22 protein-coding genes and 2 tRNA genes are annotated in these 26,788 nt (G+C 70.5%); 7 read left to right on the forward strand and 17 right to left on the reverse strand.

Annotation, left to right across the window (positions count from 1 at the left end; all coding sequences use genetic code 11):
* The first annotated feature begins 628 nt into the window (after window positions 1-628).
* Entirely contained in the window at window positions 629-853 is a 225-nt protein-coding gene (locus tag ABGB10_RS15060; protein ID WP_347661470.1) for a hypothetical protein, read from the forward strand.
* A 3-nt stretch (window positions 854-856) separates the two neighbouring features.
* Here the strand turns inward: ABGB10_RS15060 and ABGB10_RS15065 are convergent, their stop codons facing one another.
* Both ABGB10_RS15065 and ABGB10_RS15070 read right to left on the reverse strand, forming a co-directional pair.
* Window positions 857-1,654 (reverse strand): carbon-nitrogen hydrolase family protein, encoded by a 798-nt coding sequence (locus tag ABGB10_RS15065; RefSeq protein WP_347661471.1) that lies wholly within the window; start codon window positions 1,652-1,654, stop codon window positions 857-859.
* 39 nt (window positions 1,655-1,693) lie between these two features.
* The gene (locus ABGB10_RS15070) at window positions 1,694-2,527 is read right to left on the reverse strand and encodes a DMT family transporter (protein WP_347661472.1); all 834 of its coding nucleotides are present in this window, start codon (window positions 2,525-2,527) and stop codon (window positions 1,694-1,696) included.
* 41 nt (window positions 2,528-2,568) lie between these two features.
* On the opposite strand from ABGB10_RS15070, the gene ABGB10_RS15075 reads away from it, so the two are divergent.
* A complete protein-coding gene (locus ABGB10_RS15075) occupies window positions 2,569-3,195 on the forward strand; it encodes an XRE family transcriptional regulator (RefSeq protein WP_347661473.1) in 627 nt (208 codons plus the stop codon).
* Between the two features lie 24 nt (window positions 3,196-3,219).
* On the opposite strand, the gene clpX is transcribed toward ABGB10_RS15075, so the two are convergent.
* From clpX to ABGB10_RS15100, 5 genes are all read right to left on the reverse strand, one after another.
* Window positions 3,220-4,515: an ATP-dependent Clp protease ATP-binding subunit ClpX gene (gene clpX / locus ABGB10_RS15080; protein ID WP_278141257.1), complete on the reverse strand. Its 1,296-nt coding sequence runs from the start codon at window positions 4,513-4,515 to the stop codon at window positions 3,220-3,222.
* A gap of 209 nt (window positions 4,516-4,724) precedes the next feature.
* The gene (locus ABGB10_RS15085) at window positions 4,725-5,387 is read right to left on the reverse strand and encodes an ATP-dependent Clp protease proteolytic subunit (protein WP_088988028.1); all 663 of its coding nucleotides are present in this window, start codon (window positions 5,385-5,387) and stop codon (window positions 4,725-4,727) included.
* 10 nt (window positions 5,388-5,397) lie between these two features.
* On the reverse strand, window positions 5,398-6,039 hold the full coding sequence (locus tag ABGB10_RS15090; protein WP_088988027.1) for an ATP-dependent Clp protease proteolytic subunit: 642 nt from the start codon (window positions 6,037-6,039) through the stop codon (window positions 5,398-5,400).
* A gap of 193 nt (window positions 6,040-6,232) precedes the next feature.
* Window positions 6,233-7,579 (reverse strand): trigger factor, encoded by a 1,347-nt coding sequence (gene tig, locus ABGB10_RS15095; protein ID WP_347661474.1) that lies wholly within the window; start codon window positions 7,577-7,579, stop codon window positions 6,233-6,235.
* 138 nt (window positions 7,580-7,717) lie between these two features.
* Window positions 7,718-7,791: transfer RNA gene (locus ABGB10_RS15100), tRNA-Pro, on the reverse strand.
* 312 nt (window positions 7,792-8,103) lie between these two features.
* On the opposite strand from ABGB10_RS15100, the gene ABGB10_RS15105 reads away from it, so the two are divergent.
* Window positions 8,104-8,177 (forward strand) — tRNA-Gly (locus tag ABGB10_RS15105).
* A gap of 231 nt (window positions 8,178-8,408) precedes the next feature.
* Here the strand turns inward: ABGB10_RS15105 and ABGB10_RS15110 are convergent.
* Together ABGB10_RS15110 and ABGB10_RS15115 are read right to left on the reverse strand one after the other, a co-directional pair.
* Window positions 8,409-9,056 carry a dihydrofolate reductase family protein gene (locus tag ABGB10_RS15110; RefSeq protein ID WP_347661475.1) on the reverse strand — a complete coding sequence of 216 codons (648 nt, stop codon included), beginning with the start codon at window positions 9,054-9,056 and terminating at the stop codon, window positions 8,409-8,411.
* A 228-nt stretch (window positions 9,057-9,284) separates the two neighbouring features.
* Complete coding sequence (locus tag ABGB10_RS15115; protein ID WP_347661476.1) at window positions 9,285-9,716, reverse strand: hypothetical protein; 432 nt, start codon at window positions 9,714-9,716, stop codon at window positions 9,285-9,287.
* Between the two features lie 22 nt (window positions 9,717-9,738).
* Between ABGB10_RS15115 and ABGB10_RS15120 the strand changes: the two genes are divergently transcribed.
* Both ABGB10_RS15120 and ABGB10_RS15125 read left to right on the forward strand, forming a co-directional pair.
* Window positions 9,739-9,960, forward strand: coding sequence for a hypothetical protein (locus ABGB10_RS15120; RefSeq protein WP_347661477.1), 222 nt, complete (start codon window positions 9,739-9,741; stop codon window positions 9,958-9,960).
* A 141-nt stretch (window positions 9,961-10,101) separates the two neighbouring features.
* Window positions 10,102-10,494: a hypothetical protein gene (locus ABGB10_RS15125; protein WP_347661478.1), complete on the forward strand. Its 393-nt coding sequence runs from the start codon at window positions 10,102-10,104 to the stop codon at window positions 10,492-10,494.
* A gap of 111 nt (window positions 10,495-10,605) precedes the next feature.
* On the opposite strand, the gene ABGB10_RS15130 is transcribed toward ABGB10_RS15125, so the two are convergent.
* The 5 genes from ABGB10_RS15130 to ABGB10_RS15150 all read right to left on the reverse strand — a co-directional run bounded on the left by ABGB10_RS15130 (window position 10,606) and on the right by ABGB10_RS15150 (window position 20,940).
* Window positions 10,606-11,448 carry a hypothetical protein gene (locus ABGB10_RS15130; RefSeq protein ID WP_347661479.1) on the reverse strand — a complete coding sequence of 281 codons (843 nt, stop codon included), beginning with the start codon at window positions 11,446-11,448 and terminating at the stop codon, window positions 10,606-10,608.
* Window positions 11,445-11,954, reverse strand: a complete 510-nt coding sequence (locus tag ABGB10_RS15135; RefSeq protein WP_347661480.1) for a SigE family RNA polymerase sigma factor — start codon at window positions 11,952-11,954, stop codon at window positions 11,445-11,447. The genes ABGB10_RS15130 and ABGB10_RS15135 overlap by 4 nt, the downstream gene beginning before the upstream one ends.
* 103 nt (window positions 11,955-12,057) lie before the next feature.
* Window positions 12,058-12,954: a fatty acid desaturase gene (locus tag ABGB10_RS15140; RefSeq protein WP_347661481.1), complete on the reverse strand. Its 897-nt coding sequence runs from the start codon at window positions 12,952-12,954 to the stop codon at window positions 12,058-12,060.
* A 36-nt stretch (window positions 12,955-12,990) separates the two neighbouring features.
* Window positions 12,991-13,902: a pyridoxal-phosphate dependent enzyme gene (locus tag ABGB10_RS15145; RefSeq protein ID WP_347661482.1), complete on the reverse strand. Its 912-nt coding sequence runs from the start codon at window positions 13,900-13,902 to the stop codon at window positions 12,991-12,993.
* A gap of 9 nt (window positions 13,903-13,911) precedes the next feature.
* Complete coding sequence (locus ABGB10_RS15150) at window positions 13,912-20,940, reverse strand: amino acid adenylation domain-containing protein (RefSeq protein WP_347661483.1); 7,029 nt, start codon at window positions 20,938-20,940, stop codon at window positions 13,912-13,914.
* Between the two features lie 572 nt (window positions 20,941-21,512).
* Between ABGB10_RS15150 and ABGB10_RS15155 the strand changes: the two genes are divergently transcribed.
* A complete protein-coding gene (locus ABGB10_RS15155) occupies window positions 21,513-23,648 on the forward strand; it encodes a M14 family zinc carboxypeptidase (RefSeq protein WP_347661484.1) in 2,136 nt (711 codons plus the stop codon).
* Window positions 23,649-23,931: 283 nt separating this feature from the next.
* Here ABGB10_RS15155 and ABGB10_RS15160 read toward each other — a convergent pair whose 3' ends face one another.
* Complete coding sequence (locus ABGB10_RS15160; protein WP_347661485.1) at window positions 23,932-24,477, reverse strand: hypothetical protein; 546 nt, start codon at window positions 24,475-24,477, stop codon at window positions 23,932-23,934.
* A 161-nt stretch (window positions 24,478-24,638) separates the two neighbouring features.
* On the opposite strand from ABGB10_RS15160, the gene ABGB10_RS15165 reads away from it, so the two are divergent.
* Complete coding sequence (locus ABGB10_RS15165) at window positions 24,639-24,980, forward strand: hypothetical protein (RefSeq protein WP_347661486.1); 342 nt, start codon at window positions 24,639-24,641, stop codon at window positions 24,978-24,980.
* A 9-nt stretch (window positions 24,981-24,989) separates the two neighbouring features.
* Here the strand turns inward: ABGB10_RS15165 and ABGB10_RS15170 are convergent, their stop codons facing one another.
* Window positions 24,990-25,457, reverse strand: coding sequence for a ribose-5-phosphate isomerase (locus ABGB10_RS15170; protein WP_347661487.1), 468 nt, complete (start codon window positions 25,455-25,457; stop codon window positions 24,990-24,992).
* Between the two features lie 88 nt (window positions 25,458-25,545).
* Window positions 25,546-26,745 carry a DUF1015 family protein gene (locus tag ABGB10_RS15175; RefSeq protein WP_347661488.1) on the reverse strand — a complete coding sequence of 400 codons (1,200 nt, stop codon included), beginning with the start codon at window positions 26,743-26,745 and terminating at the stop codon, window positions 25,546-25,548.
* Window positions 26,746-26,788 lie beyond the last annotated feature (43 nt).

Below are 26,788 nucleotides of genomic sequence, written 5' to 3' on the forward strand. Positions count from 1 at the left end.
TGCCAAAGGAATCCCAACCAGCCAGCAAAAACTGACCAGTCCGGGGTATAAATCATAATTGGCACTGGCTTTACAAGCACCCTGTTGAGTTCTCAAAGAACAACCACACACCGACCAGAAGCCCCACCTCAGTGGAACCCCGTTTCGGGGCAACCGCTCAAACCTACTTGGTCGAACTTTCATTGTCAACCTCATGTTCGAGGCGATCAATGTGGCTCGTCCGGACCCACGATGACGCACGCCGTGACCGGCGGTCGTTACTGTCGTGGGAAGCCGCAGACCGGCCGATCACCGCTTCGCGGCTCTCCGCCCGGCTCCTGCCGGCTTCAGAACTCTACCCGGTCGGCTTCGCGTTCGCAACCCCGAATCCGGAGTGTTCCGCACCGCCCGATCCTCGGTCTCGCTCGGCGTCACCGCCACGAGCCCGGCGCCCGTTCTCGGCCGGTTTGTCCGGCCTCCCCCGTGCAGAGAGAAAGTTACGCGGACGGCCCGGAGAAGGCAAATCAGGGTTCATCACTGGTTTGACCGACCGGCTCGCGACGGCTGTCGGCGTCGCCCGGGAAGAGGCACACGACAGTCCCCGGCCAGCGGGGGACGCAGGCTGTCCCGACGTGCCAGAGTGTCAGGCATGGATGAGTCCGGGCGTGGCGCCAGGGTGTTCGCCGAGGAGGCGCTGCTCGGCCTCCTCCTGCCGTTCTGGCAGGTGGTGATCGGCGCGGTCGTGCTTGTCGTCCTGGTGCTCTCGGTGGGACGGCTGGCCCGACGGGGCAAGTCCCGGATGACCACCGCGCTGTTGGTCACCGCCGGGGCCATCGTCGGGTTCGCGGTGATCGGCGTCCTGCTGGAGGGCTGAGGCTCAGAGCCGGCGGTTCGCCAGGCTGGGCAGCTCGGCTCGGATCGCGGCGAGACGATCGAGGTCGAGGTCGACGACGGACACACCCGGGCCGTCCGGCAACTGGGTGAGGACCGTCCCCCACGGGTCGACCACCATGCTGCGTCCGAAGCAGGTACGGCCTGGCTCGTGGTCGCCGGTCTGACCGGCCGCTGCCACGAAGCACTGGTTCTCGATCGCACGGGCCCGCAGCAGGACCTCCCAGTGGTCCCGCCCGGTGTGCATCATGAATGCTGCGGGCACCACCAGCAGGTGTGCGCCCCCATCGGTGGCGAGCAGCCGGTACAGCTCCGGGAAACGTAGGTCGTAGCAGATCGACAGACCGACTCGCAGGCCCTCGACGTCCACCACCACCGGTTGGACCCCGGGCGCGACGGTTGCGGACTCCAGATAGGAGACCCGACCGGGGATCTCCACGTCGTACAGATGGATTTTGCGGTAGCTCGCGGCCAGGCTGCCGGTGCGGTCGAAGACCAGCGACGTGTTCCAGGTGTGCGTCGGATCCGGGCCGGCCTCGTGGAACGAGCCGGCCACCACCCAGATCCCGAGCCGCCGGGCGATCCCCGCGAAGAAGCTGCCGACCTCCCCGTCCACCGGCTCCGGTTCGGGCAGCCCGGCGGCCGGGCCGAGGTAGTCGACGTACTCCGGTAGGACGGCCAGGTCCGCGCCACCCGCCGCCGCACGTTCCAGCAGGACCTCCGCGGCGGCCAGGTTGACCTTGCGGTCGTCCCGGGCGTTGAGCTGGCAGACGGCGACACGCATGAGCACAGGGTACGACCGGAGGAGCCGGCGTGGACAGCGTCAGAGGCTGGCCAGCACCAGAGCCCCGGCCGCGAACCCGAGCCCGGCGACCTGGACCGGGCGTAACCGTTCCCGGTCGACGGCCAACGCCAGCAGCACGGTGCTGGCCGGGTAGAGCGCGGTGATCGCCGCGATGATGCTCAGGTGGCCACGGGCAGCGGCGGCCAGGAAGAGCCCGTTGGCGGCACTGTCCAGCAGACCGGCGACCGCCGCCCAGCCCAACACCCGTCGTCCAAGTCGCAGGCGCACGCCGGTGCCGGCGGCCAGCGCGAGGCCGACCGCGATCGAGCTGGCCCGCACGGCCGCCACCGGCCACATCCCGGCACTCTCGTCGGCCTGACCGAGGAGGGTGAAGAACACACCGAAGAGCGCTCCGGCGGCGAGGGCGAGCCCGACGAGCCGTGTCGGGACCCTCCTCTGTTCACCCCTCTCCCCCAGGCTGACCAGGGCGATCGCCAGCACCGCGAGACCCGCGCCGGTGAGCGCCAGGGCACCGGGGAAGGACGCGGTGAACAGGCCGGCGACGATCGGCACCACTGCGGCGGTGATGGCGGTGACCGGCGCCACGACGGCCATCATCCCGCCGGCGAGGGCTCGGTAGAGCAGCATGACCCCGCCCGCGCCAGCCACCCCGGCGAGCAGGCCCCAGCCGATGTCACCGACGGTCGGGGTGCCGGGCACCACCAGTACCAGTACGACCAGCAACGGAACGCTCAGGAGTTGGGACACGACGGTGACGGCGATCGGGTTGGCGCGGCGGGACGCCTTCCCGCCGGAGAAGTCGGCGATGCCGAACGCGACGGCGGACACCGTTGCCAGGACAATGGGGAGCATGCCACTGTCGTACCATAATAGTGACCGTGAAGGATAGTTTAATGACCGAGGCGGGAGCGGATCGGGTGGGCGCGGTGACCGCCGCGGTGGCCCGACAGGTACGCGACCTACGGGCCGCCCGAGGCTGGTCCTTCGAGGAGTTGGCCGGCCGGTCCGGGGTGAGCAAGGGAATGCTCGTGCAGATCGAGGGCGCGCGCACCAACCCGAGCGTCGGCACGCTGTGCCGGGTCGCCGACGCCTTCGGCGTCAACATCGCCCAACTGCTGGAGCCGGCCGAGGAACGGGCCGTGAAGATCACCTCGGCGGCCCAGGCGCCGGTGCTCTGGCAGGGTGGGCACGGCGGCACGGCCCGTCTGCTGAGCGGCCTCGGCGAGCCGGACCTTGTCGAACTGTGGGACTGGCGGATGGAACCCGGCGAGGCCCACCGTTCCGCCGACCATCCGCGCGGCACCCGGGAGGTGCTGCACGTCCTCGCCGGCACGGCGGTCGTCCGGGTCGACGGGCAGGACCACCGCGTACGGGCCGGCGAGACCATCGAGTTCCATGCCGACCGGGAACACGGCTACCGCAACGACACCGACGAGCCGGCCCGGCTGATGATGGTGACCGTCACCCCGTCGGGCGAGTGGGACCGCAGAACGCGATCACGCCGGCCGCGTCAGGACTGAGCGGCCGGCGTGGTGCGGGGAGGATCAGGCCGACTTCTCCTCGCGCTCCCGCCGGGCCCGTCGCCCGGTGAACTCGCGCGGCACGATCGTCGGGTTGACGTTTTCCAGGACGACCTCGCGGGTGATCAGCACCCGGGCGGCGTCCGGGTTGCTCGGCACCTCGAACATCGCGGAGAGCAGGACCTCCTCGATGATGGCCCGCAGACCACGGGCGCCGGTGCCCCGCAGCATGGCCTGGTCGGCGATCGCCTCCAGCGCCGGCTCGTCGAACTCCAGCTCGACACCGTCCAGCTCGAACAGGCGCTGGTATTGCCGGACGAGCGCGTTGCGCGGCTCGGTGAGGATGCGCACCAGGGCGCTGCGGTCGAGGCTGCGTACGTTGGTGATCACCGGCAGCCGGCCGACGAACTCCGGGATCAACCCGAACTTGAGCATGTCTTCCGGCATGACCTGGCTGAAGATGTCATCGGTCGACCGCTCGGACACCGACCGGAGCCGGGCACCGAAGCCGGTGCCGCCCTGCCCGGTGCGGGACTCGATGATCTGATCCAGACCGGCGAACGCACCACCGCAGATGAACAGCACGTTGGTGGTGTCGATCTGGATGAACTCCTGATGCGGGTGCTTGCGGCCACCCTGCGGCGGCACGTTCGCCACCGTGCCCTCGAGCATCTTGAGCAGCGCCTGCTGCACACCCTCACCGGACACGTCGCGCGTGATCGACGGGTTCTCCGACTTGCGGGCGATCTTGTCGACCTCGTCGATGTAGATGATGCCGGTCTCGGCGCGCTTGATGTCGTAGTCGGCGGCCTGGATCAGCTTGAGGAGGATGTTCTCCACGTCCTCGCCGACGTAGCCCGCCTCGGTCAGCGCCGTGGCGTCGGCGATGGCGAACGGGACGTTCAACATCCGGGCGAGGGTCTGCGCCAGGTGCGTCTTGCCACACCCGGTCGGGCCGAGCAGCAGGATGTTGGACTTGGCCAGCTCGACGGCATCACTGCCGGAGCCGGGCGCGTTGGCCGCTTCGGCCTGGATCCGCTTGTAGTGGTTGTAGACCGCCACCGCGAGGGCCTTCTTGGCCTGATCCTGCCCCACGACGTAGTTGTCGAGGAACTGGCAGATCTCCATCGGCTTGGGAAGCTCTTCCCACTTCACCTCGCCGGACTCGGCCAGCTCCTCTTCGATGATCTCGTTGCAGAGATCGATGCACTCGTCGCAGATGTAGACCCCTGGGCCCGCGATGAGCTTCTTGACCTGCTTCTGCGACTTGCCGCAGAAGGAGCATTTAAGTAGGTCGCCGCCGTCACCGATCCGTGCCACCTACGTTCTCCCTGCACTCATCGGCCGGAACCCCGGCCCTGACCTGCGGACGCTGCGCGCCGCCCGGTTAGTTCACCCCGCCGGCCCGACCGGCGAAGCGGTACGGACCCGACGTTACCCGCTGCCGGGGCAATCTCCGACCCCCAAAACGGGTGTGTCAGAGGTCGGCCGGGAACGGACGCCCCGGCCAACCTCTGACCCGGTACTGCTCAGCTGGCGGCCTGAGCGGCCAACAAGCCCTTCTTGCGGCTGGTCAGGATCGTGTCGACCAGCCCGTACTCCTTGGACTCCTCGGCCGTCATGATCTTGTCACGGTCGATATCCTTGCGAACCTGCTCGATCGGGCGGTTGCAGTGGCGGGACAGCATGTCCTCCAACTGCGTCCGCATCCGCAGGATCTCCCGAGCCTGGATCTCGATGTCCGAGCCCTGCCCGTAGCCGCCCTCGGTGGCCGGCTGGTGGATGATGATCCGCGAGTTCGGAAGAGCCATCCGCTTACCCGGGGTGCCCGCCGACAGCAGCACCGCTGCCGCGCTGGCGGCCTGCCCGAGGCAGACCGTCTGGATGTCCGGACGGACGTACTGCATGGTGTCGTAGATCGCCGTCATCGCGGTGAACGAGCCACCCGGCGAGTTGATGTACATGATGATGTCGCGGTCCGGGTCGGTGCCCTCGAGCGTCAGCAGCTGGGCCATCACGTCGTTGGCCGACGCGTCGTCCACCTGGACGCCGAGGAAGATGATCCGGTCCTCGAAGAGCTTGTTGTACGGGTTGGACTCCTTGACCCCGTACGACGTGCGCTCCACGAACGACGGCAGCACGTAACGGTTGTGCACGGCCGCGAACTGGGGCGGCAGGCTCAGATCAGTCATCGTCAGCTCCTCAGCTCAGGGTCCCGGCGCCATCCGGAACCTGAGCGGCCCCGATGATCACCTTGTCGATGAAGCCGTAGTCCATGGCCTCCTGGGCGGTGAACCAACGGTCCCGGTCCGAGTCCGCCTCGATCTGCGACTGGTCTTGGCCGGTGTGGTGCGCGACCCGCTCCTGGAACATCCGCTTCGTGTAGAGCATCTGCTCCGCCTGGATGGCGATGTCGGACGCCGTGCCGCCCAGGCCGCCGGACGGCTGGTGCATCATGATCCGGGCGTGCGGCAGGGCGTAACGCTTGCCCTTGGTGCCCGCGCAGAGCAGCAGCTGGCCCATCGAGGCCGCCATGCCCATCGCCACGGTCGACACGTCGTTGTCGATGAACTGCATGGTGTCGTAGATCGCCATGCCGGAGTAGACCGAGCCACCCGGCGAGTTGATCCACAGGTTGATGTCGCGGTCCGGGTCCTCCGCGGCGAGCAGCAGCAGCTGCGCGCAGATGCGGTTGGCGACCTGGTCGGTCACCTCACTGCCCAGGAAGATGATGCGTTCCTTGAGCAACCGGTTGTAGACCGAGTCGTCGAGGTTGCCAATGGAGTCGCCACCGCGCGCGTCAATCGCCCGGAGCGACTTCTTGGGGATGTGCATGTCGGTCATGGCAGCCCTTCGCTCTCCGTACCGTCTTTCCCGACACTAACCGCTGTGCGGGGCGGCAGAGTCCCGGTCGGGGCACTGTTCGCTCTCAGCGCAGCTGTGTCGGGCACACCCGCGACGCGGGCTCCCGGCGTACCCGGGAAAGGATTCGGCCGCCGTCCACCGCACAGCGGCGGACGGCGGCCGCATCCGATGATCAGTGCTGGTGGTTGTGCTCGGCCTCGTTGGCGGCACGCAGCGCGTCAAGGGTGATCCCGTTGCCGGCCGCGTCCTTGATCGTGATCCGCTCCATGACGGCCGCGAGCGCCTTGCCCCGCCGCACGTCGCCGAAGACGGCGGCGGCCGCGCCGGAGCGCACCAGCTGGTCGTAGTACTGCTGCGGGGCCATCCCGGCGCGCTGCGCCCGGTGCACGATCTCGTGACCGAACTCGTCGTCGGAGACCTGCACGTCCTCGGCGTCGGCCAGCGTGTCCAGCAGGAGCTGGACCTTGACGCCCTCGGTCGCCGCCTCGGTCAGCTCGGCGTCGATCTGCTCCTCGGTCTTGTCCTCGGCCGCGAGGTATTCCTCCATGGAGGCGCCGATCCGCTCCAGCTGGTCGACCATCGCCTGCTTGCGGCTCTCGACCTCCTCGCGGACGACACCCTCCGGGGCCGGGATCTCGGCGGCCTCGACCAGCTGCGCCAGGGCCTTGTCCCGAGCGGCGTAGATCTGCTCGACCTGCTTGCCCTGGGTGACCCGCGCCCGCAGGTCGCCGCGCAGCTCCTCGATCGTGTCGAACTCGCTCGCCATCTGGGCGAACTCGTCGTTCAGCTCGGGCAGCTCCTTCTCCTTGACCGTGCGCACGGTCACCGCCACCTCGGCGTCACGACCGGCGAAGTCGCCGCCGACCAGCTGGGTGGTGAAGGTGGTGTCGTCGCCGGCGGCCAGGCCGACCACGGCCTCGTCGAGGCCCGGGAGGAGCTGCTTGCTGCCGACCTCGTGGGAGATGTTGCTCGCCTGACCGCCCGGCACGTCCTCGCCGTCGACGGTGGCGTTGAGGTCGATCTGGACGTAGTCACCCTCGGCGGCGGCCCGCTCGACGGTCTTGAGGGTCGCGAAACGCTCCCGCAGGTTCTTCACCTGCTCGTCGATCTCGCTCTCGTCGATCTGCAGCTCGTCGACGGTAACCTCGATGGTGGTCGCGTCGGGGATGGTGATCTCCGGACGGACGTCGACCTCGGCGGTGAAGTTGAGCGAGTCACCGTCGTTGAACTCGGTGATCTCGACCTCCGGACGCCCCAGCGTCTTGAGGTCGTGCTCGCGCACGGCGGCGAGGATGTTCTCCGGGATGGCCTCCTGCACCGCCTCGTTGAGGACGGTGCCCCGGCCCACCCGCTGGTCGATCACCGCGGTCGGCACCTTGCCCCGGCGGAAGCCCGGAACCTGGACCTGCGAACCGATCTCGCGGTACGCCTTCTTGAGGCTCGGCTCGAGCTCGACGAACGGCACCTCGATGGCGAGCCGCACGCGCGTCGGGCTCAGAGTCTCGACGGTGCTCTTCACAGGCGTACTCCTTGACGGATCTCAGTTGAGTCTGGGCGTGATTCAGCCCATCGAGTGTAGGCGAGCCGGCCTGACGCTCCGGCATCGCCCGGGGACCGCACTGGGCGGCACCCGGGGCGGCCCGGCCGCGGACGACAGTCGGGGTGGCGGGATTTGAACCCACGGCCCCTCGCTCCCAAAGCGAGTGCGCTACCAAGCTGCGCCACACCCCGTGGCGACGTGCAGTCTATGCCGTCGGCGTGCCCGGGACGTGCCGGGGCCACCCCTCACCCGGACACAGCCTCCAAAAAGCCCCGTTCCGCCCGCTGGCGGGCGACGCTGGCGGCCGGCGCTTCAAGATCCGCACAACGTCGGGGGAAGGGGGCCTCCCGGGGCGGCGGGGCCACGACACCGCTGACGTTGTGCGGATCTTGGGCGCTGCGAGACGGCGCGCGAACAGTCCGGCGCCGCCAGGCGGTGGCGGGCTGCGCGGGCGGCAGAGGCATTGGGTACGCTGTCGGCGCGTCCCGTTTCGGCGGGGCTACGCGGGCGTAGCTCAATGGTAGAGCTTCAGTCTTCCAAACTGACGGTGCGGGTTCGATTCCCGTCGCCCGCTCCACACACGAAGGCCCAGGTGGACCGCATGATCGCGGCACCTGGGCCGTTCGCTTCCTCCCCACTCTGGATCTTGCGTGCCATCCGCGTGCCGTTTCACGGCCGGCGTCGACCACTTCCGGCGATCCGCCGGCCCATGGCCGAGGCGATCTCGCGGTCCCGCTCGCTGGTCCCGTGCTGGTAGATCAACGCGGCCCGCGTGCTCGCGCGGCCCATCGGCTACGTCAGCTGACACCTATCCCCGGGGATGGAGGGCAGACTGGCCGCTCTCCGCTCGATCTTCCTCGCGAAGTCCCGTTTGTGCCTCGGGAAGCGACCGGATTCGGTACCGCAGGTGGGTCACGTGCGGCGAATCCGCTGTGGCGAGCCGTTCCAGTTCGATGTGCGCGTTGCCGAGGTGCTCGAACAGGCGGCTGCCCGCGCCGAGCAGCACGGGGGCGATCTGGACTCGGATCTCGTCGACCAGGCCCACGGCCAGGAACTGCTGACCGACGGCCGCGCCCATCAGGCGTACGTCGCGGGCTCCTGCGGCGGCGGTGGCCCGGGCGAAGGCGTCCCGAACGTCGGTGACGAAGGTGAAGGTGCCGCTCTTCTCGACCCGCTCGGCGAGGGGGTCGTGGGTCAGCACGAAGCAGGGCGCCGGGAAGGGGGTGTCGTTCCAGACGTCGATGCCGACGTCGAACGTCCGCCGGCCGAGCACCACCGCGCCCGTGCCCGCCTGCACCCCACGAACAATCTCCGCGTCCACCTCGTTCGATGAGGCGTTGAAGATCCACTCGTGCAGGCGAAGCCCGCCCACGCCCATGGGGTTCTCCACGCTGACGTCGGGGCCGGCCATGAAGCCGTCCAGCGACATGGTGACGTCCAGCAGCACGCGTGCCATGGCAACCCTTTCGTCGAGGGACGCCGCAGCGTCCGGGACCGACAGGCGCTCGACACCGTACCCATCGCAGTGGGGCGGTTCCAGCACGTGACCGGCGCGGCGCAACCCGCCGCGCCAGGCGGTGCGTTGCCCATCGACCATCGAGCGTGATCGGGAGATCCGCGGTCCGATCAGGATTGGTCCGACCAGGCACGGCACGAACGACAGAGTTCGCGCTGCCGTTGGCGCCTACGGGTGGTCCGGGATAGGGAGATCCACAGGTTCGCCAAACGGCTCGACGGATCCGTCCCAACCGTTCCAACCCTGTTGAGTGATCTGCCCGTCAGCGTAGGTGTAGGACCAGCGAGAGCCGTCCTCACCCTCGATATGGACGATTCCCGAGCGCACGAATGGCGCAATCGCGACGTAGAAGGCCGTGGCCTGGTCCGACCACTTGGGGTCTCCCTCGTCGTCGTGACCGAACTCGATCCAGTCTCCGTCCCGGACGATCGAGGCTCCGGCCGCCTCCGCCATGTCGGCGAGGGTGTCATCTGGAGGAGACACGTCCTGGTTGAACCAACCATCTCGTACGGCCATGGCGGCCCTGACAGCGGCGACCGTAGCGACCTCGTCCGACTTCGGGATGTTCAAACGGCCTGAGGGCATCACCAGGTATCCCACGGCGGGGACCCTACAACGGTCGATGCCCACCACGCCATCAACACCGGCCCCCGCGGCGGCGCTGCCGGATGAACGGCTGACCTGGGCGCAACGGCTCATCCTGATGCTGCCGATGCTGGGCCAGCAGGAACTTTCCGAGGATGCCGAGGAGGTTGTGCACAGGGCGCTGGAGGGGATCGGTGCAACAAACCGGTTGGCCCTGGCAGGGGTCCTGCTCGACGCTCTCGACTGGCGTACTCGCTAGCGCCCACGAGGCCCGAACGCCGCCCTGGTGCTCATCCGAGTCTGCCGCGGGTCGGGCGTACGGGCTCTCTCGAGATTCGTACGTTCGATGTCTGCCGATACGGCTCCTGTGCAGACACGTCGGATGACCGAGACTGTGGCGATGGCACACGATGTCGGGGCCGCGCCGCACAGGCAGGTGGCGATCACCGCTCTGCTCATCGTCGCCGGCGTACTCATCCTCTTCGTCCCCTCCAGTGACGAGGGCAGAGTCCTCGTACCCCTCAGCGAGGGTCACGGCCTATCCGCCGTGGACGTGGTCGGCGCGGCACTGCTGGCGTTGGGCGGCACCTGGCTGGAGGTGCTCGTGGTACGCCGACTGCCGCACCTGGCCCTGGCCCCAAGGACCTTGTTCGCACTCGGCCTCCTGGCCGGCCTCGGCATCGGGCTCCTGGTCGCCTCGGTCTTCTCGGGATTCTTCTGGTGGTGGGCCGTCGGCGCCAGCGCACTTGGCGTTGCCGTCCTCGTCCTCGTGCCCCTCACGGCGCGCCGCTGAGGCGTGCCCGTTGCGTGGCTGACGATTTCCGTCGCCCGCGCCGCACACCAAGGCCCAGGTGGACCGCGATCGCGGCACCTGGGCCCACTCGGCGAAAGCCGAGCCGGTGTGTCACTTCAGGTGGAACCGTTCGTCGACCGCGAGGGCCGCCAACTGCGGCACGGTGAACGGCAGCTTCGTCAGAGCCGACCGACTCTCGTCGAGCTTCGCGCCCTGGGCTACGAAGACCACCACACCGTCCGGGTGCCGGTAGGCCGACCACTGGTCGAGCCGGTCGTCGCTGCCCGGTCGGATCACCACGCCGACCTGCGCCGCCCCGACGGTCTCGACCCGGCACTCGCCCTGCATACCCCAGAAACCGCGAGCCAGCATGCACGGCTCGGCCGGCAGTTGGTTGCCGGCGGCGTGCACCTCGACGATCACGCGCCCGGTGCCCTTCCCCTGGGCCACGGCGACCGAGGACAGGTAACTCCACACGTCGACGCCGTTCACCTTGTCCTCGAACTGCGCCTGGTGGGTCCGCAGCGTCCGCTGGTCGGCGGGCTGGTTCGCCGGATCCTCCGGTGTGCTGTAGCCAGCGGGCACGGCCGAGACGACCTCGTTGAGCAGTTCGACGCCCTGGTCGTGCTTGGACCCGGCCCGCGCGGTCCGGTCCTCCTGCGGGCGGCCGTCCGGCCCGGTCGGCCACGGCTCCTTGGTGTCGACGGACGAACCCGGGCTGACCGGTGGCCGCTGACCCGCCGGTTGGTAGACCCGACCGCCCGGGGTGCCGACGGCCGCGAAGCCGGTGACCGCCACCACGACCGCCGCCGATCCGAGGGACGCCCACAGCGCACGACGACGGAGTCGGGCCCGCCGCGCGGCATCCAGCGTGTCCCCCGTACTCAATGGCGGTGGCGGGTTGGTGCTCGCCATCTCGCTGCGCAGCGCCTCGCGCAACTCTTCTCCGTTCATCGCTCCCCCATCTCGATCCCGCTGTAGGTGGGTGCCAGGAGGCCGCGCAACGTGTCGAGCCCGCGTGCCGCCTGGCTCTTCACCGTCCCTGGAGAGCACTCCAGCAGCGCCGCGACGTCCTCGATCGAAAGGTCCTCCCAGTAGCGGAGAACCAGCACGGCCCGCTGGCGCGGTGCCACGGAGGCCAGTGCCTGGAGCAGCACCAGTCGACTCTCCGGCGAGTCGGGCGCGGCGACCTGCTCGGCGTTCCCGCCGCCCACCCGCTCCCGCCGCCACCAGCCACGGCGCCGCTCGTCGAGGAACGTCCGGATCAGGATCTGGCGTACGTAGTTGTCGAGCACCTCGTGTCGCGAGATCCGGTTCCAGACCAGGTAGAGCTTGACGAAAGCGGTCTGGACCAGGTCTTCGGCCCGGTGCCAGTCGCCGCACAGCAGGTACGCGGTGCCGCGCATGGCACCGGACCGTGCCGCGAAGTACTCGGCGAACGCCTCGTCGCGATCGCTCATTCAGGCCTCCGATCCCCGTTTCGAGATAGTCACGCGGGGTCGGGCGCAGAGGGTTGCTCCTGAACTCGCACACGTCACGGGGATCAACGCCGAACGGCGGCATTCAGCGACGCACGGCCCGCCACAGCCGGCGGTAGAAGTCCAGGTACGTCTTCTCCACGTGTTCGGCGTACCTGATCGTCTCGGGGTGTCGAGCCGGCAGTTGGCTGATCGGGACGTTCATCGCGGCGTGGTGCTCGATGTGCAGGTTGTTGCCGTTGGTGAACCAGGTACTGAACCAACTGCCGCGGATGGAGCGGGTGTTGCGCAGCACGTCCGTGCTGTCGGTGTCGCAGAGCACGTGCTCCGGCAGCTCCACCAGGAAGTGGGCCGGCACCGCGAGCAGGAGAGGCAGCAACCACAGCCGCAGGACCTGCTCGTGGTGTCCGGTGCCGGCCAGCGCCGCTACGAGGAGGATCACGGCCCCGAGGATCACGTGCTCGGTGACGACCCGGCGGCGCATCGTCGGGCTGATGTCGCCGAACTCGTAACGCCAGCGTCCGGTCGCCGCCCGGACGACGTCGCGGGCGACGGAGGCCAACCGCGAGTAGTCGAACAGCCCGCGCAGCAGCATGCCCCGGGTCAGCGGCACACGCGTGTCGAAACCGAAGAACTCGGTGTCCTGCGGGGTGCCGAGGTAGCGGTGGTGTTGCAGGTGCCGGACCCGGTAGTGGCTGTAGACGACGAGCAACGGCAGGCCGAGGGGCACCCCGACCAGCCGGTGCGGCCAGGACGCCCGGAACGCCGAGTGGTGCAGGGCCTGGTGCTGCAACTCGACCGCGTGGGTGTACATGGCGGCGAGCAGCACCACGCCGGCGACCACGGCGAGGGGTTCGGGGCGCAGGGCGAGTACGCCGCCGAGGGCGGTGAGGACGACCAGCACGGCCAGTTTGGCGATGAAGATCCGTTCGTCGGCGAGGGAGGTACGAGCGCGGGCGAACAGCAGCATGGGGGGTGCCACGGTTGTCATGGGGGTGGTCTTTCGTAGTGGGGGTGCTCAGCGCCCGCTGAGCAGCACGACGTGGGTGCCGGTGAGGGCGGTGGTGCGGGCGTGCCGGAGCAACCCGGCCAGGGCGACCGATCCGGCGGCGGTGGGTTGGGCGCCGTGCTGGACGAGCAGCGCCTGCGCGTGCAGAAGCTCGTCGTCGTCGGCGCCGTGCACCATCCCGCCGGTGGCGGCGACCGCGTCCATCGCCTCGGGCCCCTGTAGGGCGTGCCAGTTCACCAGCGGCTGGTTGTGGTCGGTGGTGACGACGCCGTCCGGCGGCAGGGTCAGATAAGGCCCCGGCCAGCAGGTGACGACCGGATTGTTGCCGGCGGAGCCGACCCCGTGGATGGGTACGGACCAGCCGAGCGCCCGCAACTGCCGGTGCACCGCGATGATCGTCGTACCGTTGCCGACCGGGATCCACAGCGCTGCCGGCGGCTCGGTGAGCGCCCGGTGCAGGGCGTGGGCGACGACGCCGTGACCGGCGAAGACGGCGTCGACGTACGGGCCGTCGACGTTCCCGTCGATCGAACCCTCGGTCTGCGCGAGCCGGCGGGACTCGTCGACGGCGTCCTCGTAGCTGCCCGGCACGAGGTGCACGTCGGCTCCGGCGGCCCGCATGAAGGCGCCGCCGTCACTCCACCCGGTGGGTAGCACCACCGTGCAGGCCATCCCGGCGTCGGCACTGGCCATCGCCATCGCCCTGCCGTAGTTGCCGCAGGTGGCGATGACGACACGGCGGTACCCGGCGGCCGCCGCACGGGCGACGACCGCGCGGGCGGCGGGCTCCTTGTGGCTCCCGGAGGCGTACCGGGTCTCGTCCTTGACCAGGACACGGGTGCCCGGCACGAGTTCTCCGGCGTCGATGAGTGGCGTGCCGTACGCGTCGACGGGCGCCTCGGACAGGACTTCGGTGGACACAGGGCTTCCTTATCGGGTGAGCAGGGCATCGGCGGCGAGCAGGGCGTCCGCTTCGCGCTGGAGTTCGTCGCGGGACCCGATCTCGGCGGGCGGCAGGGCGTCGGGCAGGTGGTCTTCGAGCAGGCGCAGGCGCGGGGTGAACCACCCGCGTACGGCCCAGGCCAGTTGCAGCAGGCCGCTGACGACGACGAGTAGGGCGAGGCCGCGTCCGGGACCGGTGCCGAGCAGGTGGCCGACCGAACCGGCGAGGGCACCGCCCGGTTCGAGCAGGGGCTGGACGTAGCGTTCGGCGAGCGGGCCGACGATCAGGTAGCCGACCGGCATCGTCAGCATCATCACCGTGATGAAGATCGACAGGACCCGGCCCTGGAGTTCGAAGCCGACCTTCGTCTGCACGAGGGCGATCCAGTGGCCCTCGGCGAGGGATTCACCGAAGGTCACCAGGAACATCCCCGCCACCACGAGCACCGGCGCGTCGCCGAGGCCGACGACGGCCATGGCGAGGCTGCCGACGCCCATGAAGATGACCAGACCGTTGGCCCGCCGGGCGGTACCGCCCCAGAGGCCCATGGTCAGACTGCCCACCAGCCCGCCGAGACCGCCGGCCCCCAGGGCGAGGCCGAGTACGGCCGGGCTCTGCTCGATCAGCAGCATCGGTGTGATCACGGCGAAGCCGAGGGTGTAGAAGGCATGGTCGACGACGAAGAAGCGCAACGCCGCGCGCAGCCCCGGTCGTCGGGTGATGTACCGCCAGCCGGCGGTGATCTCGGTGCTGAAGGTCTCCTCGCGGCGGTGGAACATCAGGTCCGGGAACCGGACCGCCAGCAGGGTGAGCACGCCGATGGCGAAGGTGACCACGTCGATCGCGATCACGCCCGGCACACCGATCAACCCGACCAGCCCCGCGCCGAGCATGGGCGCGAAGACCAGGCCGACGCTGACCCCGAGCTGGCTGATGCCGTTGGCGTGTCCCAGGTACCGCTTCGGAACGAGCTGGGCGACCGCGGCGAGATAGGCGGGCCGTTGGAAGGCCCCGGCCAGTGATGTCACCGATACCGCGAGGTAGACGTGCCAGAGCTGTAGGCCGCCACCGGAGAACACGACCACGGCGAGGGCCGCCATCGCCGCCGCCGAGGCACCGTCGCTGGCGAGCATGACGGTACGCCGGTTCCACCTGTCGGCGACGGCGCCGGCGAGTGGTCCGACGAGGATGCCGGGCAGCAGGCCGACCGCGTTCACCACCGCGAAGTCGGTGATCGACCCGGTCCGCTGGAAGACCCAGATACTGAGGACCAGGGCACTCAGCCCGCTGCCGACCATGGACACCAGCTGGCCCAGTGCGACAAGCGCGAACCGGGACAGGCTGGGCTCGGGCCCCTGCCTGCGCTGCGAGGCGGGCGGCACGGCCGGCGCGTTCTCGTCGTCTGCCGGTGCGGGCTCGACGAACGACACCAGTGCCTGCGCGAGTGGTTCGGCGTGACTCTTGACGAAGAAGTGTCCGGCCTTGGGCAGGACCGCCAGGTCCACCTGGTCGGCGAAGTGTCCCCACTCCTGGTGGCGTTCCTGGTAGTGCTCGGTCACCCGGTCACGCGCACCCACGACGGCCAGCACCGGTGTCCGCAGCGGCTCGGCCCCCCGCTGGTAGGCCGCCGTGAAGTACTCCTCGGCGTCGCGGGCGTCGTGGCGGACGTTGCGCAGGACGAAGGCCTCCTGGGCCGGGTCGTCCACGTCGGTGAAGCCGCCCCGACCGCGCAGGTACGCGAGGTACTCCCGATCGGAGGTGAACCGGTCGGTGGGCACCAGGCGGTAGAACCAGTCGAAGAAGCGGCCGGGAAGCCGGGCCGTGGGGAAACCCGCCCCGAGCGCCACGCCGGCCAGAGGCACCCCGGCCTCCTCCGCCCGCCGCGCGATCTCGACGGTCGCCGCGACGCCGAGGCAGTGGCCGTACAGCAGGATCGGCCCGTCGATGTCCCGCAACTCGGTCAGGACCAGATCCGCGACGGCCCGGGCCGGCAGCAACTCCTCGTCGGGTCGGGAGTGGTCGTGGCCGGGCAGCTCCACCGCCTGCAACGCCCAGTTCGAGGGGAGGGCGGCAGCGAGCGGCTGGTAGGCGATCGCGCTGCCCCCGGAATAGGGCACGGCGACGACCGTGACGCCGCCGCTCGCCAGGTCGGCGTCCGACGCGGTCAGCCGGTGCAGCATCCGGCGCTCGTCGCGGGAGTCCGGGTCGCGTTCCTGCAGCGCCGCGGCGAGCCGACGCACGGTCGGGTGCTGGTAGAGGTCGAGCAGGGCCGGGGCGGGCTCGATGCGTCGGATGACCCGCAGGGCGGCGAACGAGTCACCACCGAGGGCGAAGAAACTGTCGTCGATGCTGACCTCGTCGATGCCGAGCACCTCGGACCACACGCCCGCGATCTGCCGCTCCAACGGCGTCCGCGCCGCCGTACCGGCGGCGTCGCCGGTCGCGGTGGCGGGCGCGGGCAACCGACGCCGGTCGAGCTTCCCGTTCGGGGTCAGCGGCAGTGCCGGCAGGCTCACCAGTCGGGCCGGGACCATGTGCACGGGCAGCGTCGTGGCGAGCGCGTCGCGGATCGACACCTCGTCCACCGGCTCGTCCGCGCGCGGTACGACGTAGCCGACGAGCTGGGCGACGCCGGACGGCAGTGGGTGCACCGCGACGGCGCACGCGACGACGTCCGGCAGCGCGCCGAGAGCCGCCTCGACCTCGCCCAGCTCCACCCGGTAGCCGTTCACCTTCACCTGGTCGTCGAGGCGACCGAGGAAGTCGACGTCCCCGCCGAGGTGGTAGCGCGCCGAGTCGCCGGTCCGGTACATCCGGGCGTCCGGCTCCGGCGCGTACGGGTCGGGCACGAAACGGTCGGCGGTCAGCTCGGGACGGTCGTGGTAGCCAGGCGCCACGCCCAGACCGCCGAGGTACAACTCGCCCACCACCCCCGGGGGCACCGGCTGGCGGTACGCGTCCAGCACGTACACCCGGTTGTTCGGGAACGGCCGGCCGATCGGCAGTGGTGCCTCGTCGGCGAGGTGGTCCACCGGGCCGTCGAAGTAGACGTTGTCGACGGTGACCTCGGTGACCCCGTACGCGTTCACCACCCGGTTGCCCGGTCCGACGAGTCGGCGGGCCAGCTCGTACTCCCGCACGTGCCACTTCTCCCCGCCGCCGACGAGCAGGCGCACGAAGTCGAGGCTCTGGCCGGTCCGGTCGGCGTACGCGAGCAGGTTGCGCAGCACCGCCGGAACCAGTTCGGTGCACTGGACCTGCTCGGCGCGCATCAGCGCGTAGAGGTCTGCGGGGTCGAGGAGGGTCTCCCGGGGTACGACGACCAGTCGACCGCCGGTGCACAACGCCCGCAACGTCTCACCGACGAACATGTCGAAGGAGAAGCTGGCCGCCTGCTGGTAGGTCCAACCGGGTTCCAGGTGGTAGGCGTGCTGCCACATCCGTGCGGCGTGCACCAGGTTGCCGTGGTTGACGACGACACCCTTGGCCCTCCCGGACGACCCGGAGGTGTAGATGACGTACGCGGGGTCGGTGCTGGCGTTGACCAGCGGCAGGTCGTCCCACTCGGACGGGAGCGGGCCCCGCAGGTAGTCGTCGTCGACGAACACCGCGGCCCGGCTGTCCCGGCGCATGTAGTCGAGCCGTTCCGGCGGGTACGCCGGGTCCAGCGGGACGTACGCTCCGCCGGCCTTCAGCACGGCCCACATGGCGACGAACAGGTCGATGCCACGGTCGAGGCAGATGGCCACCCGGTCACCCGGTCCCACGCCCTCGTCGCGCAGCCGGCGGGCCAACCGGTTCGCGCGACCGTTGAGCTCGCCGTAGCTGACCGTGGTGTCCCGGAACGTCAACGCCGGCGCGTGTGGGGTCGCCGCGACCCGGCGTTCGAAGAGCTGGTGCAGGGCGGTCGCGTCGGGCACGGCGATCGCGCTGTCGTTCCAGCCGTGCACGATCCGCTGCTGCTCCTCGGCGGTGAGTAGCGCGAGCCGACCCACCGTCTGCTGTGGTGCGGTGACCGCGGCGTCGAGCAGGGTGAGCAGGTGGCCGACCAGCGCCTCGACGCGCGCCCCGTCGAAGAGTTCGGTGGCGTAGTCGACGTTCAGCACCGGGCCGCCGTCCGGGAAGTCCAGGCTGACGCTGAGGTCGACCAGGGTCGCCGCCGGCGGCAGTTCCCCCACGTACCGCACGCCCGGGTGGTCGATCTCCGGTGTGTTGTGCACGGTCAGCATCACCGGGCTGAGCCGGTTGCGGTTACCGCTGCCGGGCCGTCTCAGCGCGTCGATCAGGTCGGGCAGGGCGAGACCCTGGTGGTCCAGGTCGTCGAGGACAGTCCGCCGGACCCGGCCGAGCAGGTCCGCGAAGGACGGTTCGCCAGCGACGTCACCACGCAGCGGGAGGATGTTCAGCAGTGGCCCGACCACGTCCTCCAGGTCCGGGCTGGTGCGGCCGGCCACCGGCGACAGGATCGTGATGTCGTCCCGCCCGGTGTAGCGGCGCAGCACCGCCTGCAACCCGGCCAGCACCACCATGAACAGGCTGGCCTGGTGCGCCTGGCCGCACTCCGTCACCCGCCGCAGCAGCGCCGGGTCGAGTCGGCGGCTGATGCGCGCGGAGGCGAAGGACCGGACCACCGGACGCGGCCGGTCCGCCGGCAACTCGAGGTCCAGGTCGGCGTCGGCGAAACGACTCCGCCAGTACGCCGTCAGCGTCGCGTCGGCCTTCGCGGTGGCGTAACGGGCGGCCAGATCGGGTACGGCGGAAGCCCGGGGAAGCCCTGCTGCGGCGCTGAGGTCGTCGGTGTCCGGTTCGCGCAGCGCCGCCTGGTGGAGCGCGGCCAGTTCGGTGCCGACGACGGTGCTCGACCAGCCGTCGTACACGAGGTGGTGCACGAGCAGGACCAGTTCGTCGTCGCCGCCGGTGCGGACCAGAACGGCGCGGGCCAGCGGGCCGTTGGCCAGGTCGAACTTCTCCACGGCCGGATCGGAGCGCGGTGCCTCGCTCAGCGGGATCACCGCGTCGTCGTCGATGACCAGGCGCGGCTCGGCCCCGTCGTCGGGGAACCGGGCGCGCAGCAACGGGTGCCGCCGGGTCAGCTCACGCAGGGCACGGGTCAGGGCGTCGACGTCGATCCGGCCGTCCCACCGGAAGCGGGCACCGAGGGTGTGCGCGGGCAGCTCGGCGCAGACGCGCTCGGCCACCCAGAAGTCACGTTGCAGGGGGCTCAGGGCGAGCGGGACGTCGGCGGGTACGGCGTCGGCCGGCGTCTCGTCGACGCCGGGCCCCGCGTCGGCTGGCGCCTTGTCGGCGCCGGGCCCGGTGGCGAGACGCGCGGCGAGCGCGGCGAGCGTCGGAGCGGCGTACAGCTCGCTCAGGGTGAGGTTCACCCCGTGGCGCTGCCGGAGGGCGCCGATCAACCGGATGGCGGCGAGCGAGCTGCCGCCGAGGGCGAGGAAGTCGTCGTCGGGGCGTACCTCCCCCACGCCGAGCAGGGTGCGCCACAGGGCGGCGACCTCGGCCTGTGCGGGGGTCAGCCCCGCCCAGCCGGTGACCGGCGCGTCGTCGGTGGTGGCTGCCAACGCCCGCCGGTCGATCTTGCCCTGGGGGCCGATCGGGAAGGAGTCGTGTCGGGTCAGCACGGCGGGGATCAGGTAGGCGGGCAGCCGGTCGGCGAGGCCGGCGCGCACCGCGGCCAGGTCGACGCCCGGTGCCGCGACCACGTGGCCCACCAGGCGCTGCTGCCCGTCACGGTCCTGCACGACGACGACCGCGTCGCTGACGTGCTCGACGTCGCGCAACACGGTCTCGATCTCACCCAACTCGATGCGGAAGCCACGGACCTTCACCTGGTCGTCGGCCCGTCCGAGGAACTCGAAACCACCGTCGGCCCCGCGTCGGACCCGGTCGCCGGTCCGGTACTCGGGTCGGCCGTCCGGCCCGGAACGGAACCGCTCGGCGGTGAGGGCCGGCTGGTGCAGGTAGCCGGTGGCCACGCCTGCGCCGCCGATCAGCAACTCCCCGACCTCGGCCTCCGCTCCGGCGTCGTCGACGATGCGGCAGGTGACCCCCGGCAGCGGGTGCCCGATCGGTACGACCTCACCGGCCCACGTGGTCAGGTCGGCGACCGTGGCGACGACCGTGGTCTCGGTCGGCCCGTAGGTGTTGAGCAGCCGCACCGAGGTGCCGACCACCGCCTGCCAACCACGGACCAGGTCCCCACGTGCGGCCTCGCCTCCGATGATCACCAGTCGGACCGTCGCGGGCAGGGTCACCTCGCCTCGTGCCAGGGCGCCCACCAACTCGTGCCAGTACGCCGTCGGCAGGTCGAGGACGGTGATGCCGAGGGCTGCACACCGGTCGAGGAAGAGGTCCGGCCGGCTGATCATGTCCTCGTCGCGGATCACCACAGTGGCCCCGCTGACCAGCGGCGGGAACAGCTCCTCGATGCTGGCGTCGAAGCTGAGCGAGGCGAACTGCAACATCCGGTCGGCTTCGGTCAGCTCGTACCGGCCGACAGCGGCGCGGCAGAAGCTGTCCAGGGCTGTGCGCGGCACCATGACGCCCTTGGGGCGGCCGGTGGATCCGGACGTGAAGATGACGTACGCGGTGTCCGAGGCCGATCGCCGCGCGTCGGGTGACGACGACACCCCGTTCTCGTCGATCACCACGCGGGGACGGGCGTCGGAGAGCATCAGCCGGATCCGGTCCGCCGGGTACGCGGGGTCCAGCGGCACGTAGCCCGCTCCGGCCCGGAGGGCCGCGAGGATCGCGATGATCGCCTGACGGCCTCGGGGCAGCCGGATTCCGACCAGGTCGCCGACACCGACACCGGCGGTGACGAGTTCGACCGCCAGGGCCTCGACCTGCTCCACCAGTGCCGCGTACGTCACCTCGGCGGACTGCTCCACCAGCGCGACGGCTGCGGGAACGCGCCGCGCCCGTTCGGCGATGGCCGCCCACATCTCCCCGGGAACAACGTTGTCCAGCGCGATGTGGTGACCGTCGATTGCCTGACTCACGAAACCTCTTCCTTTAGCGATCGAACGTCGCGCCAAAGGGTAGAGGGAATGGGGCTTGTCGAACGTGAACGCCGGCTAAATCATGAACCACGAGCCGGGTCTGCGAATTCTGTTTTTCTTCACCTACCCCCTGACCCAGGACCGCGCCGATCCGCCATCCGTTCGACAGGTGCTGGATACATGCCCGACGCCGGGTGTTCAGCCGGTAGAGCTGGGAAGACAGCAACAGGGGCGGCCGGAATCCGATCGACCGGGCAGCAGTTTCAACAATTTTCCGGACCGATGTCGACTTGCCGAAGAGTCGGCTCGATCACGTCGTTTCCGCAGCTCGCGCCGCCCCGCCCAGCGCAATTATCGCGCCTCTGCCGCACATACCAGCGGGCGGTGCGCAATCAATATGCGAACCCCGGTTACCCGCCGGTGGAGCAGACCGCGCCGGGGACGACCCGGCCCATCGCGTCCGGCCCGACGACCAGGCTCAGCGCTGCCGAACACACCACCCCCACCTTGACAGGTGTCGATCTGTGCACTGGTGTAAGGACCAGAGACATCGACATCCGTCAGGAGGGCACATGATCGTCCGACGACGGTGGACAGCTGCCGCCACCACAGCGATCCTGTTCAGCGCAGTGCTGTCCCACCCGGGTCCGGGAACCGCCGCACCAGCCGATCCCGCAGCACCGATCACCCTGAGCACCACCGAAACCGCCCTGGTCCGGGTGCAGCTACGCGATCAGGCGCAGCTCGACCGGCTGGTCGCCACCGGCGCGGACCTGGCCAACCGGCCCCGCACCCGGGACGGGCGGATCCTCGCCGATCTCGTGCTGACCGGCGCCCAGCTCGCCGACCTGACCGCTCAGGGCGCCACGGCCACGCAGATCGTGCAGCGCGCCGAGGACGGGAGCCGGAACTACGCCGAGAGCGTCGGCGCGGCTCAGGCCCGCACCACTGCCGGGCTACGCGCTCCATCCGGCCAGCGCTCCGCCACGAACACCGACACCCTCCAGGTCCAGCAGGCCTACTGGTGGACAACGACCGGCCAGACGTTCCTCCAGGCGCAGGTGGCCACCACCGCCACCGACGACCCGGATGTGGAGATCACCGTCAACTGGCGGACGGCGGACGGGGCGACCGGCTCGTTCCCGCTCTACCGCTTCGAGGACTCCGGCGAGTACCAGTACCACTACGCGCTCCCCCAGCCGGTGCCCGGTCGACCGGTCCAACTGACCGCCACCTCCAGCCTCGGCGGGACCAGTCGGGCGATCACGCCGACACTCTGGCCCAACGCCGCCCCGCCGCCCCTGCCGGCCGGCTACCAGAAGGACTTCATCGACGCGTACCTCACGCCGGTGGACATCCAGTCGCGAATCAAGCGGCTGGCCCGCCAGTACCGGGACCTGGTCGACGTGATCGACCTGCCGAACAAGACCCAGGGATATCGACGCACCGCCGTCGCGTACCTCGGTGACCCGGCGGTGGCCGCCGTGGTCGTGGACTCGGTGCGCTTCGGCGACCAGGGTATGAACGGCGTGCAGGTGCGCACCGTCGACCCGGGTCGTCCGAACCGGCCACTGACCGTCGGCTACCGCGACCGCGTCCTGACCGTGTCGCTGGCCACCGACACCGGGGGCAAGACGGTGAGCACCACCGACGAGGTCGCCGCGGCGATCAACGCCCGCCAACCGGACCGGTTCCGGGCCACCGTCGAGGACGGCTCGGCCGGGCTGCCGATGCCCGTCGCCGGTCCGGTCCGACTCGACGACGGTCTACAGGGCACCGAGGTGCCGGCCCGGCCGTGGACGGTGCAGGCGCTGCGCCTCGGCGTACACCGGGACGGCTCCCGGGTCGGTGTGCTCGCGTACTCCCAGGAACATGCCCGGGAGTGGGCCACGCCGCTGGTGACGTTGGAGTTCGCCGAGCGGATGCTGGCCAACGCCCGGACCGACCCCGCCACCCGTGAGCTGCTGGAACAAGTCGACATCTTCGTCATCCCGACGGTCAACCCCGACGGCGCGAACTACTCGTTCAACGACTTCAACTTCCAGCGCAAGAACCTGGTCAACCACTGCACCGGACCGGCCCGCGACCCGAAGAACCGCACCTCGTGGGGCGTCGACATCAACCGCAACTACACCGTCGGTTCGTACTTCGACGGCTACGTGGGCGCCAGCGCCAACTGCCTCTCCGGCAACTACGCGGGCACGGCCGAGCTGTCCGAGGCGGAGAGCCGAAACGTGATCGCACTCGCGCAGGACCACCCGAACATCAAGTTCGCGATGAACGTGCACTCCTACGGCGGGTACTTCATGTGGCCGCCGGGTGCGTACCGGGCCGACGGCAGGGTCACCCTGCCCCGGCCGTCGATCGACGAGTCCACGCTGTTCCTCGACAGCGCCCGGCGGATCGTCGGCGCCATCGCACAGGAGCGCGGCACGGTCACCTGGCCGTCGCAGACCGGGCCGGTCGCCGACGTGCTCTACTCCGCCGCCGGCAACTCGGCCGACCAGCTCTACTACGAGCTGGGCATCTTCGCCTGGGACTTCGAGGTCGGCAACGACCGGTGGAACCCGACCACCGGCCAGTGGGAGGGGGTCGGCTTCCAGCCACCGTTCGACGAGGCGCACGGCGAGTCCCAGGAGTACGCGGGCGGGCTGGTCGAGCTGGTGCGGGTGGCCCGCGACTACGCCGCCGCCCAGCCCGCCGGCTGATCTGCCAGTGGTGCCGGGTCCGCCCGCCGGGCGCGGCACCACTGGCCGGATCTCGGCCGTCACGCGGGCGCCGAGAGGCACGGAGACAGCCCCTGACCGCCGTACCGACGGGACCATGCCTCCCCGAACGAGGTACCAGACGGACCGGCCGGCCACGGATGAACCGTGGCCGGCCGGGTAAGCAGCAGTCTTGCCTGGTGGGGAGACGACCGGCGTCGCGGCGTGCCGCGACCGGACGCACGGGCGGGCGGCCCCGAGCCGACCCGCCCGTGCGCGCCCGGTGTCAGTTCGAGGAGATCCAGTTCCAGGCGGAGACGACCCACTCGGTCTGCTGCAGCCAGGCCACACCGAGGCCGGCGAGGAACACCGCCGTCGCCAGGTGCGCACCTCGGGCGCTGCGCCGGACCCGCCCCAACTGCCGTTCCAGCACCACCCGGCCGACCAGCCGGGACAGGGCGAACAGGCCGACCGCCACCAGCAGGCTGAGCACCAGCACCAGCAGCGGACCGCTCAGGTCACCCTGGCCGGAGAGCGCCCAGATCCCCCAGCAGACGAACGCGAAGAGCCCGGCCGCCGCACTCCACTCACCGCCGCGACGCAACTGCGCCATCCGCGAGCTCAGCGACCGGCGCGGAACCGGGCCGCCGGGCCAACCGGTGCCGGTCGGCTCCTGCTCGACCACCGGGAACGGCTCGGTCCGCGGGGTGCGCGGCTGACCGACAGGCGCCACACCCCGGCGGAAACCGTCCCGCTGCGGCGGCACCCCGACGCCGGCCTGCGGCGGCACCTCCACGGTCCGCTCCGCCCACGGCTGCGTCTGGTCTGCCATCTTGTCCTCCCCCTGACCGACGGCATCGCCACCGCCTGACCGACGGCATCGCCACCGCCTGATTCGAGGGTAGCCAGCCGGCAAATCGGTCGCCGACCCCGCCCGGGACACGGCCGGCCCGACGGTGCCGGATCCCACCCCGGGCAGGGTACGGTCGGCTGATGGGTGACCCCGACCGACGACGGCGACGGCTACGCCACCACCCCGACTCCGAATCGGCCGGACGCGGTGCCGACACCTCGACGGTCAGCACCGGCGGGGTGCACGACGGGGCCGACCCGCCGCCGCGCCGCCGAGGCCCGGGCGGCGACGAGCGCGACGGCGAGCGAGGGCTACGCGGGCTGGTCGGTTCCGGCTCGTCCCAGGTGGGCCTGAGCGCCGCCCTGCGAGCCCGGGACGCGGCCCGACCGACCGAGGACGACCTGGCCGAGGCGGAGGCCCGGGTGGTGGTCGTCCGACGCAACTGGGTGCCCCGCGAGGAGCTACCCCGCTCGCCGCGCTGACCGCCTGGCTCAGGGCAGGTCGGGCAACTGCCGGGTCTGCTCGTACTCGGCCACCTGGGCGATCCGACGGGCGTGCCGCTCGTTGCCGGAGAACGGCGTGTTCAGGAACGCCTCGACGATGCCGGTGGCCTCGTCCAGCGTGTGCTGCCGGGCGCCGACCGCCACCACGTTGGCGTCGTTGTGCTGGCGGGCCAGCTGAGCGGTCTCCACGCTCCAGGCCAGCGCGGCCCGGACCCCGGCGACCTTGTTGGCGGCGATCTGCTCACCATTGCCGGACCCGCCGATGACCACGCCGAGACCCGTCTCGTCGGCCACCACCTGGGTGCCGGCGTGCAGGCAGAACGTCGGATAATCGTCGTCCGGGTCGTAGGCGTGCGGGCCGACGTCGATCACGTCGTACCCCTGCTTGGCCAGGTGATTGGCCAGGTGCACCTTCAACTCGAAACCGGCGTGATCGGATCCCAGGTAGACGCGCATACCGGGCAGTCTGTCAGGCCGCGCTCTCCGACGTCGCAGCGGCGGCGTCGGAGAGCCGGGTTCGTCACACGGTCGTGCGGTGGGCCGTTCAGCGCGGCAGTTCGGCGACCACCAGACCGCCACGCGCCTTCGGGGTGAACCAGGTGCTCTTGCGGGGCATCTTCTCCCGGGCCAGGTTCACCGCGACGAAGTCCGCCACGGTCACCGGCGCGATCAGGATGGCCAGCTCGGCCCGGCCGGCGTCGACCTCACCGGTGAGCCAGCTCGCCGGGTAGTCACCACCGACGTAGGTGATCCGCTTGTCGCCCGGGTCGAGACCGAGCGCGTCGCGCAGCAGCAACCGCTCGACCAGGGCGTGGTCCAGGTTCTCCAGGCGGGCGCCGGCGGTGGCGGGCAGGCGCACCGCGTACCCCCGGCCGTCGAGGCGGAGGTGCACGGTGCCGCCGCCCGCCGGGACCTCGACCGGGCCGTCGATCGGCTCGACCTCGGCACCCGCGGCCCGCAGCCGGTCGAGCAGCTCTGCTGGCGTCGTGGTCAGCTCGCTGACCAGCCGGTTGTATGGCTGGATGGCCACCGACGCGGGGGTGGTGACCACGGCCAGGAAGCGGGACAGTCCGCCGGTCTGGGCGGCCAGGCTGCGGTGGTTGCCATCGGCGACGACCAGCTCCCCGCCACCGGCGAGGTCGGTCAGCGCGGTCTGCTCCGGACCGGGGCCGAGCAACCAGATCGCGTGCGTGCGCCCGGCCTGGTCGGTGTCCGTCGCGGCGGGCACGCCGGCCGCCTCGGTCGCCGTCGCGAGGGCGGCGTGCAGCTCGTCGCCACGCCCGGTCTGCAGCAACAGCACGGGTGAGAGCAGGTGACCCAGCGCCTCGGCCAGTGCCACCCGCTCGCGCACCTTGGCGATGAACACGTCCTCGTTGCGGATGACCAGGCCCGGCTCGTCGGCCCGGGTGGAGATCTGGTCGGTGTCCACCATCGCGAACAGCCCGTACGCGGGCTCCTCGCCGGCTGCGGTGATCCGGTAGAGCACCACCACCTGCTCGGCGGGGGTGTAACTGCCGTCCGCCTTGGCCTCGGCGAGGCGGGAGACCGCGTCCGGCAGCGCGTCGAGGAAGGACTTGCCCAGGCTCTGCGGGGCGCGGTGCGGCATCTCGATGCCGAGGGCACTGTGCGGGTTCGCCTCGATGATCGCGGTGATCTCCGCGTCGTCGGCGAACTCGTCGTAGTTCTGCGCGCCGGTGCCACCAGTGGTGACCCACGCTCGGGTGATCGGATGCACGACCGTCATACCCGTGACGCTACCGGCGACGGTGTTGCCGCCGACGGGGACC

Source organism: Micromonospora sp. B9E7 (assembly GCF_039871815.1).
GTDB lineage: Bacteria > Actinomycetota > Actinomycetes > Mycobacteriales > Micromonosporaceae > Micromonospora.

Excerpts from the sequence above, each read along its gene's own strand:
- ABGB10_RS15075 (WP_347661473.1), top strand. The coding sequence starts at position 2,569 with ATGACCGAGGCGGGAGCGGATCGGGTGGGCGCGGTGACCGCCGCGGTG.
- ABGB10_RS15135 (WP_347661480.1), bottom strand. The coding sequence starts at position 11,954 with ATGAGCGATCGCGACGAGGCGTTCGCCGAGTACTTCGCGGCACGGTCC.
- ABGB10_RS15120 (WP_347661477.1), top strand. The coding sequence starts at position 9,739 with ATGCCCACCACGCCATCAACACCGGCCCCCGCGGCGGCGCTGCCGGAT.
- ABGB10_RS15125 (WP_347661478.1), top strand. The coding sequence starts at position 10,102 with ATGGCACACGATGTCGGGGCCGCGCCGCACAGGCAGGTGGCGATCACC.
- ABGB10_RS15165 (WP_347661486.1), top strand. The coding sequence starts at position 24,639 with ATGGGTGACCCCGACCGACGACGGCGACGGCTACGCCACCACCCCGAC.
- ABGB10_RS15155 (WP_347661484.1), top strand. The coding sequence starts at position 21,513 with ATGATCGTCCGACGACGGTGGACAGCTGCCGCCACCACAGCGATCCTG.
- ABGB10_RS15090 (WP_088988027.1), bottom strand. The coding sequence starts at position 6,039 with ATGACCGACATGCACATCCCCAAGAAGTCGCTCCGGGCGATTGACGCG.
- ABGB10_RS15070 (WP_347661472.1), bottom strand. The coding sequence starts at position 2,527 with ATGCTCCCCATTGTCCTGGCAACGGTGTCCGCCGTCGCGTTCGGCATC.
- ABGB10_RS15110 (WP_347661475.1), bottom strand. The coding sequence starts at position 9,056 with ATGGCACGCGTGCTGCTGGACGTCACCATGTCGCTGGACGGCTTCATG.
- ABGB10_RS15175 (WP_347661488.1), bottom strand. The coding sequence starts at position 26,745 with ATGACGGTCGTGCATCCGATCACCCGAGCGTGGGTCACCACTGGTGGC.
- ABGB10_RS15170 (WP_347661487.1), bottom strand. The coding sequence starts at position 25,457 with ATGCGCGTCTACCTGGGATCCGATCACGCCGGTTTCGAGTTGAAGGTG.
- ABGB10_RS15130 (WP_347661479.1), bottom strand. The coding sequence starts at position 11,448 with ATGAACGGAGAAGAGTTGCGCGAGGCGCTGCGCAGCGAGATGGCGAGC.
- ABGB10_RS15085 (WP_088988028.1), bottom strand. The coding sequence starts at position 5,387 with ATGACTGATCTGAGCCTGCCGCCCCAGTTCGCGGCCGTGCACAACCGT.
- ABGB10_RS15065 (WP_347661471.1), bottom strand. The coding sequence starts at position 1,654 with ATGCGTGTCGCCGTCTGCCAGCTCAACGCCCGGGACGACCGCAAGGTC.
- ABGB10_RS15160 (WP_347661485.1), bottom strand. The coding sequence starts at position 24,477 with ATGGCAGACCAGACGCAGCCGTGGGCGGAGCGGACCGTGGAGGTGCCG.
- ABGB10_RS15060 (WP_347661470.1), top strand. The coding sequence starts at position 629 with ATGGATGAGTCCGGGCGTGGCGCCAGGGTGTTCGCCGAGGAGGCGCTG.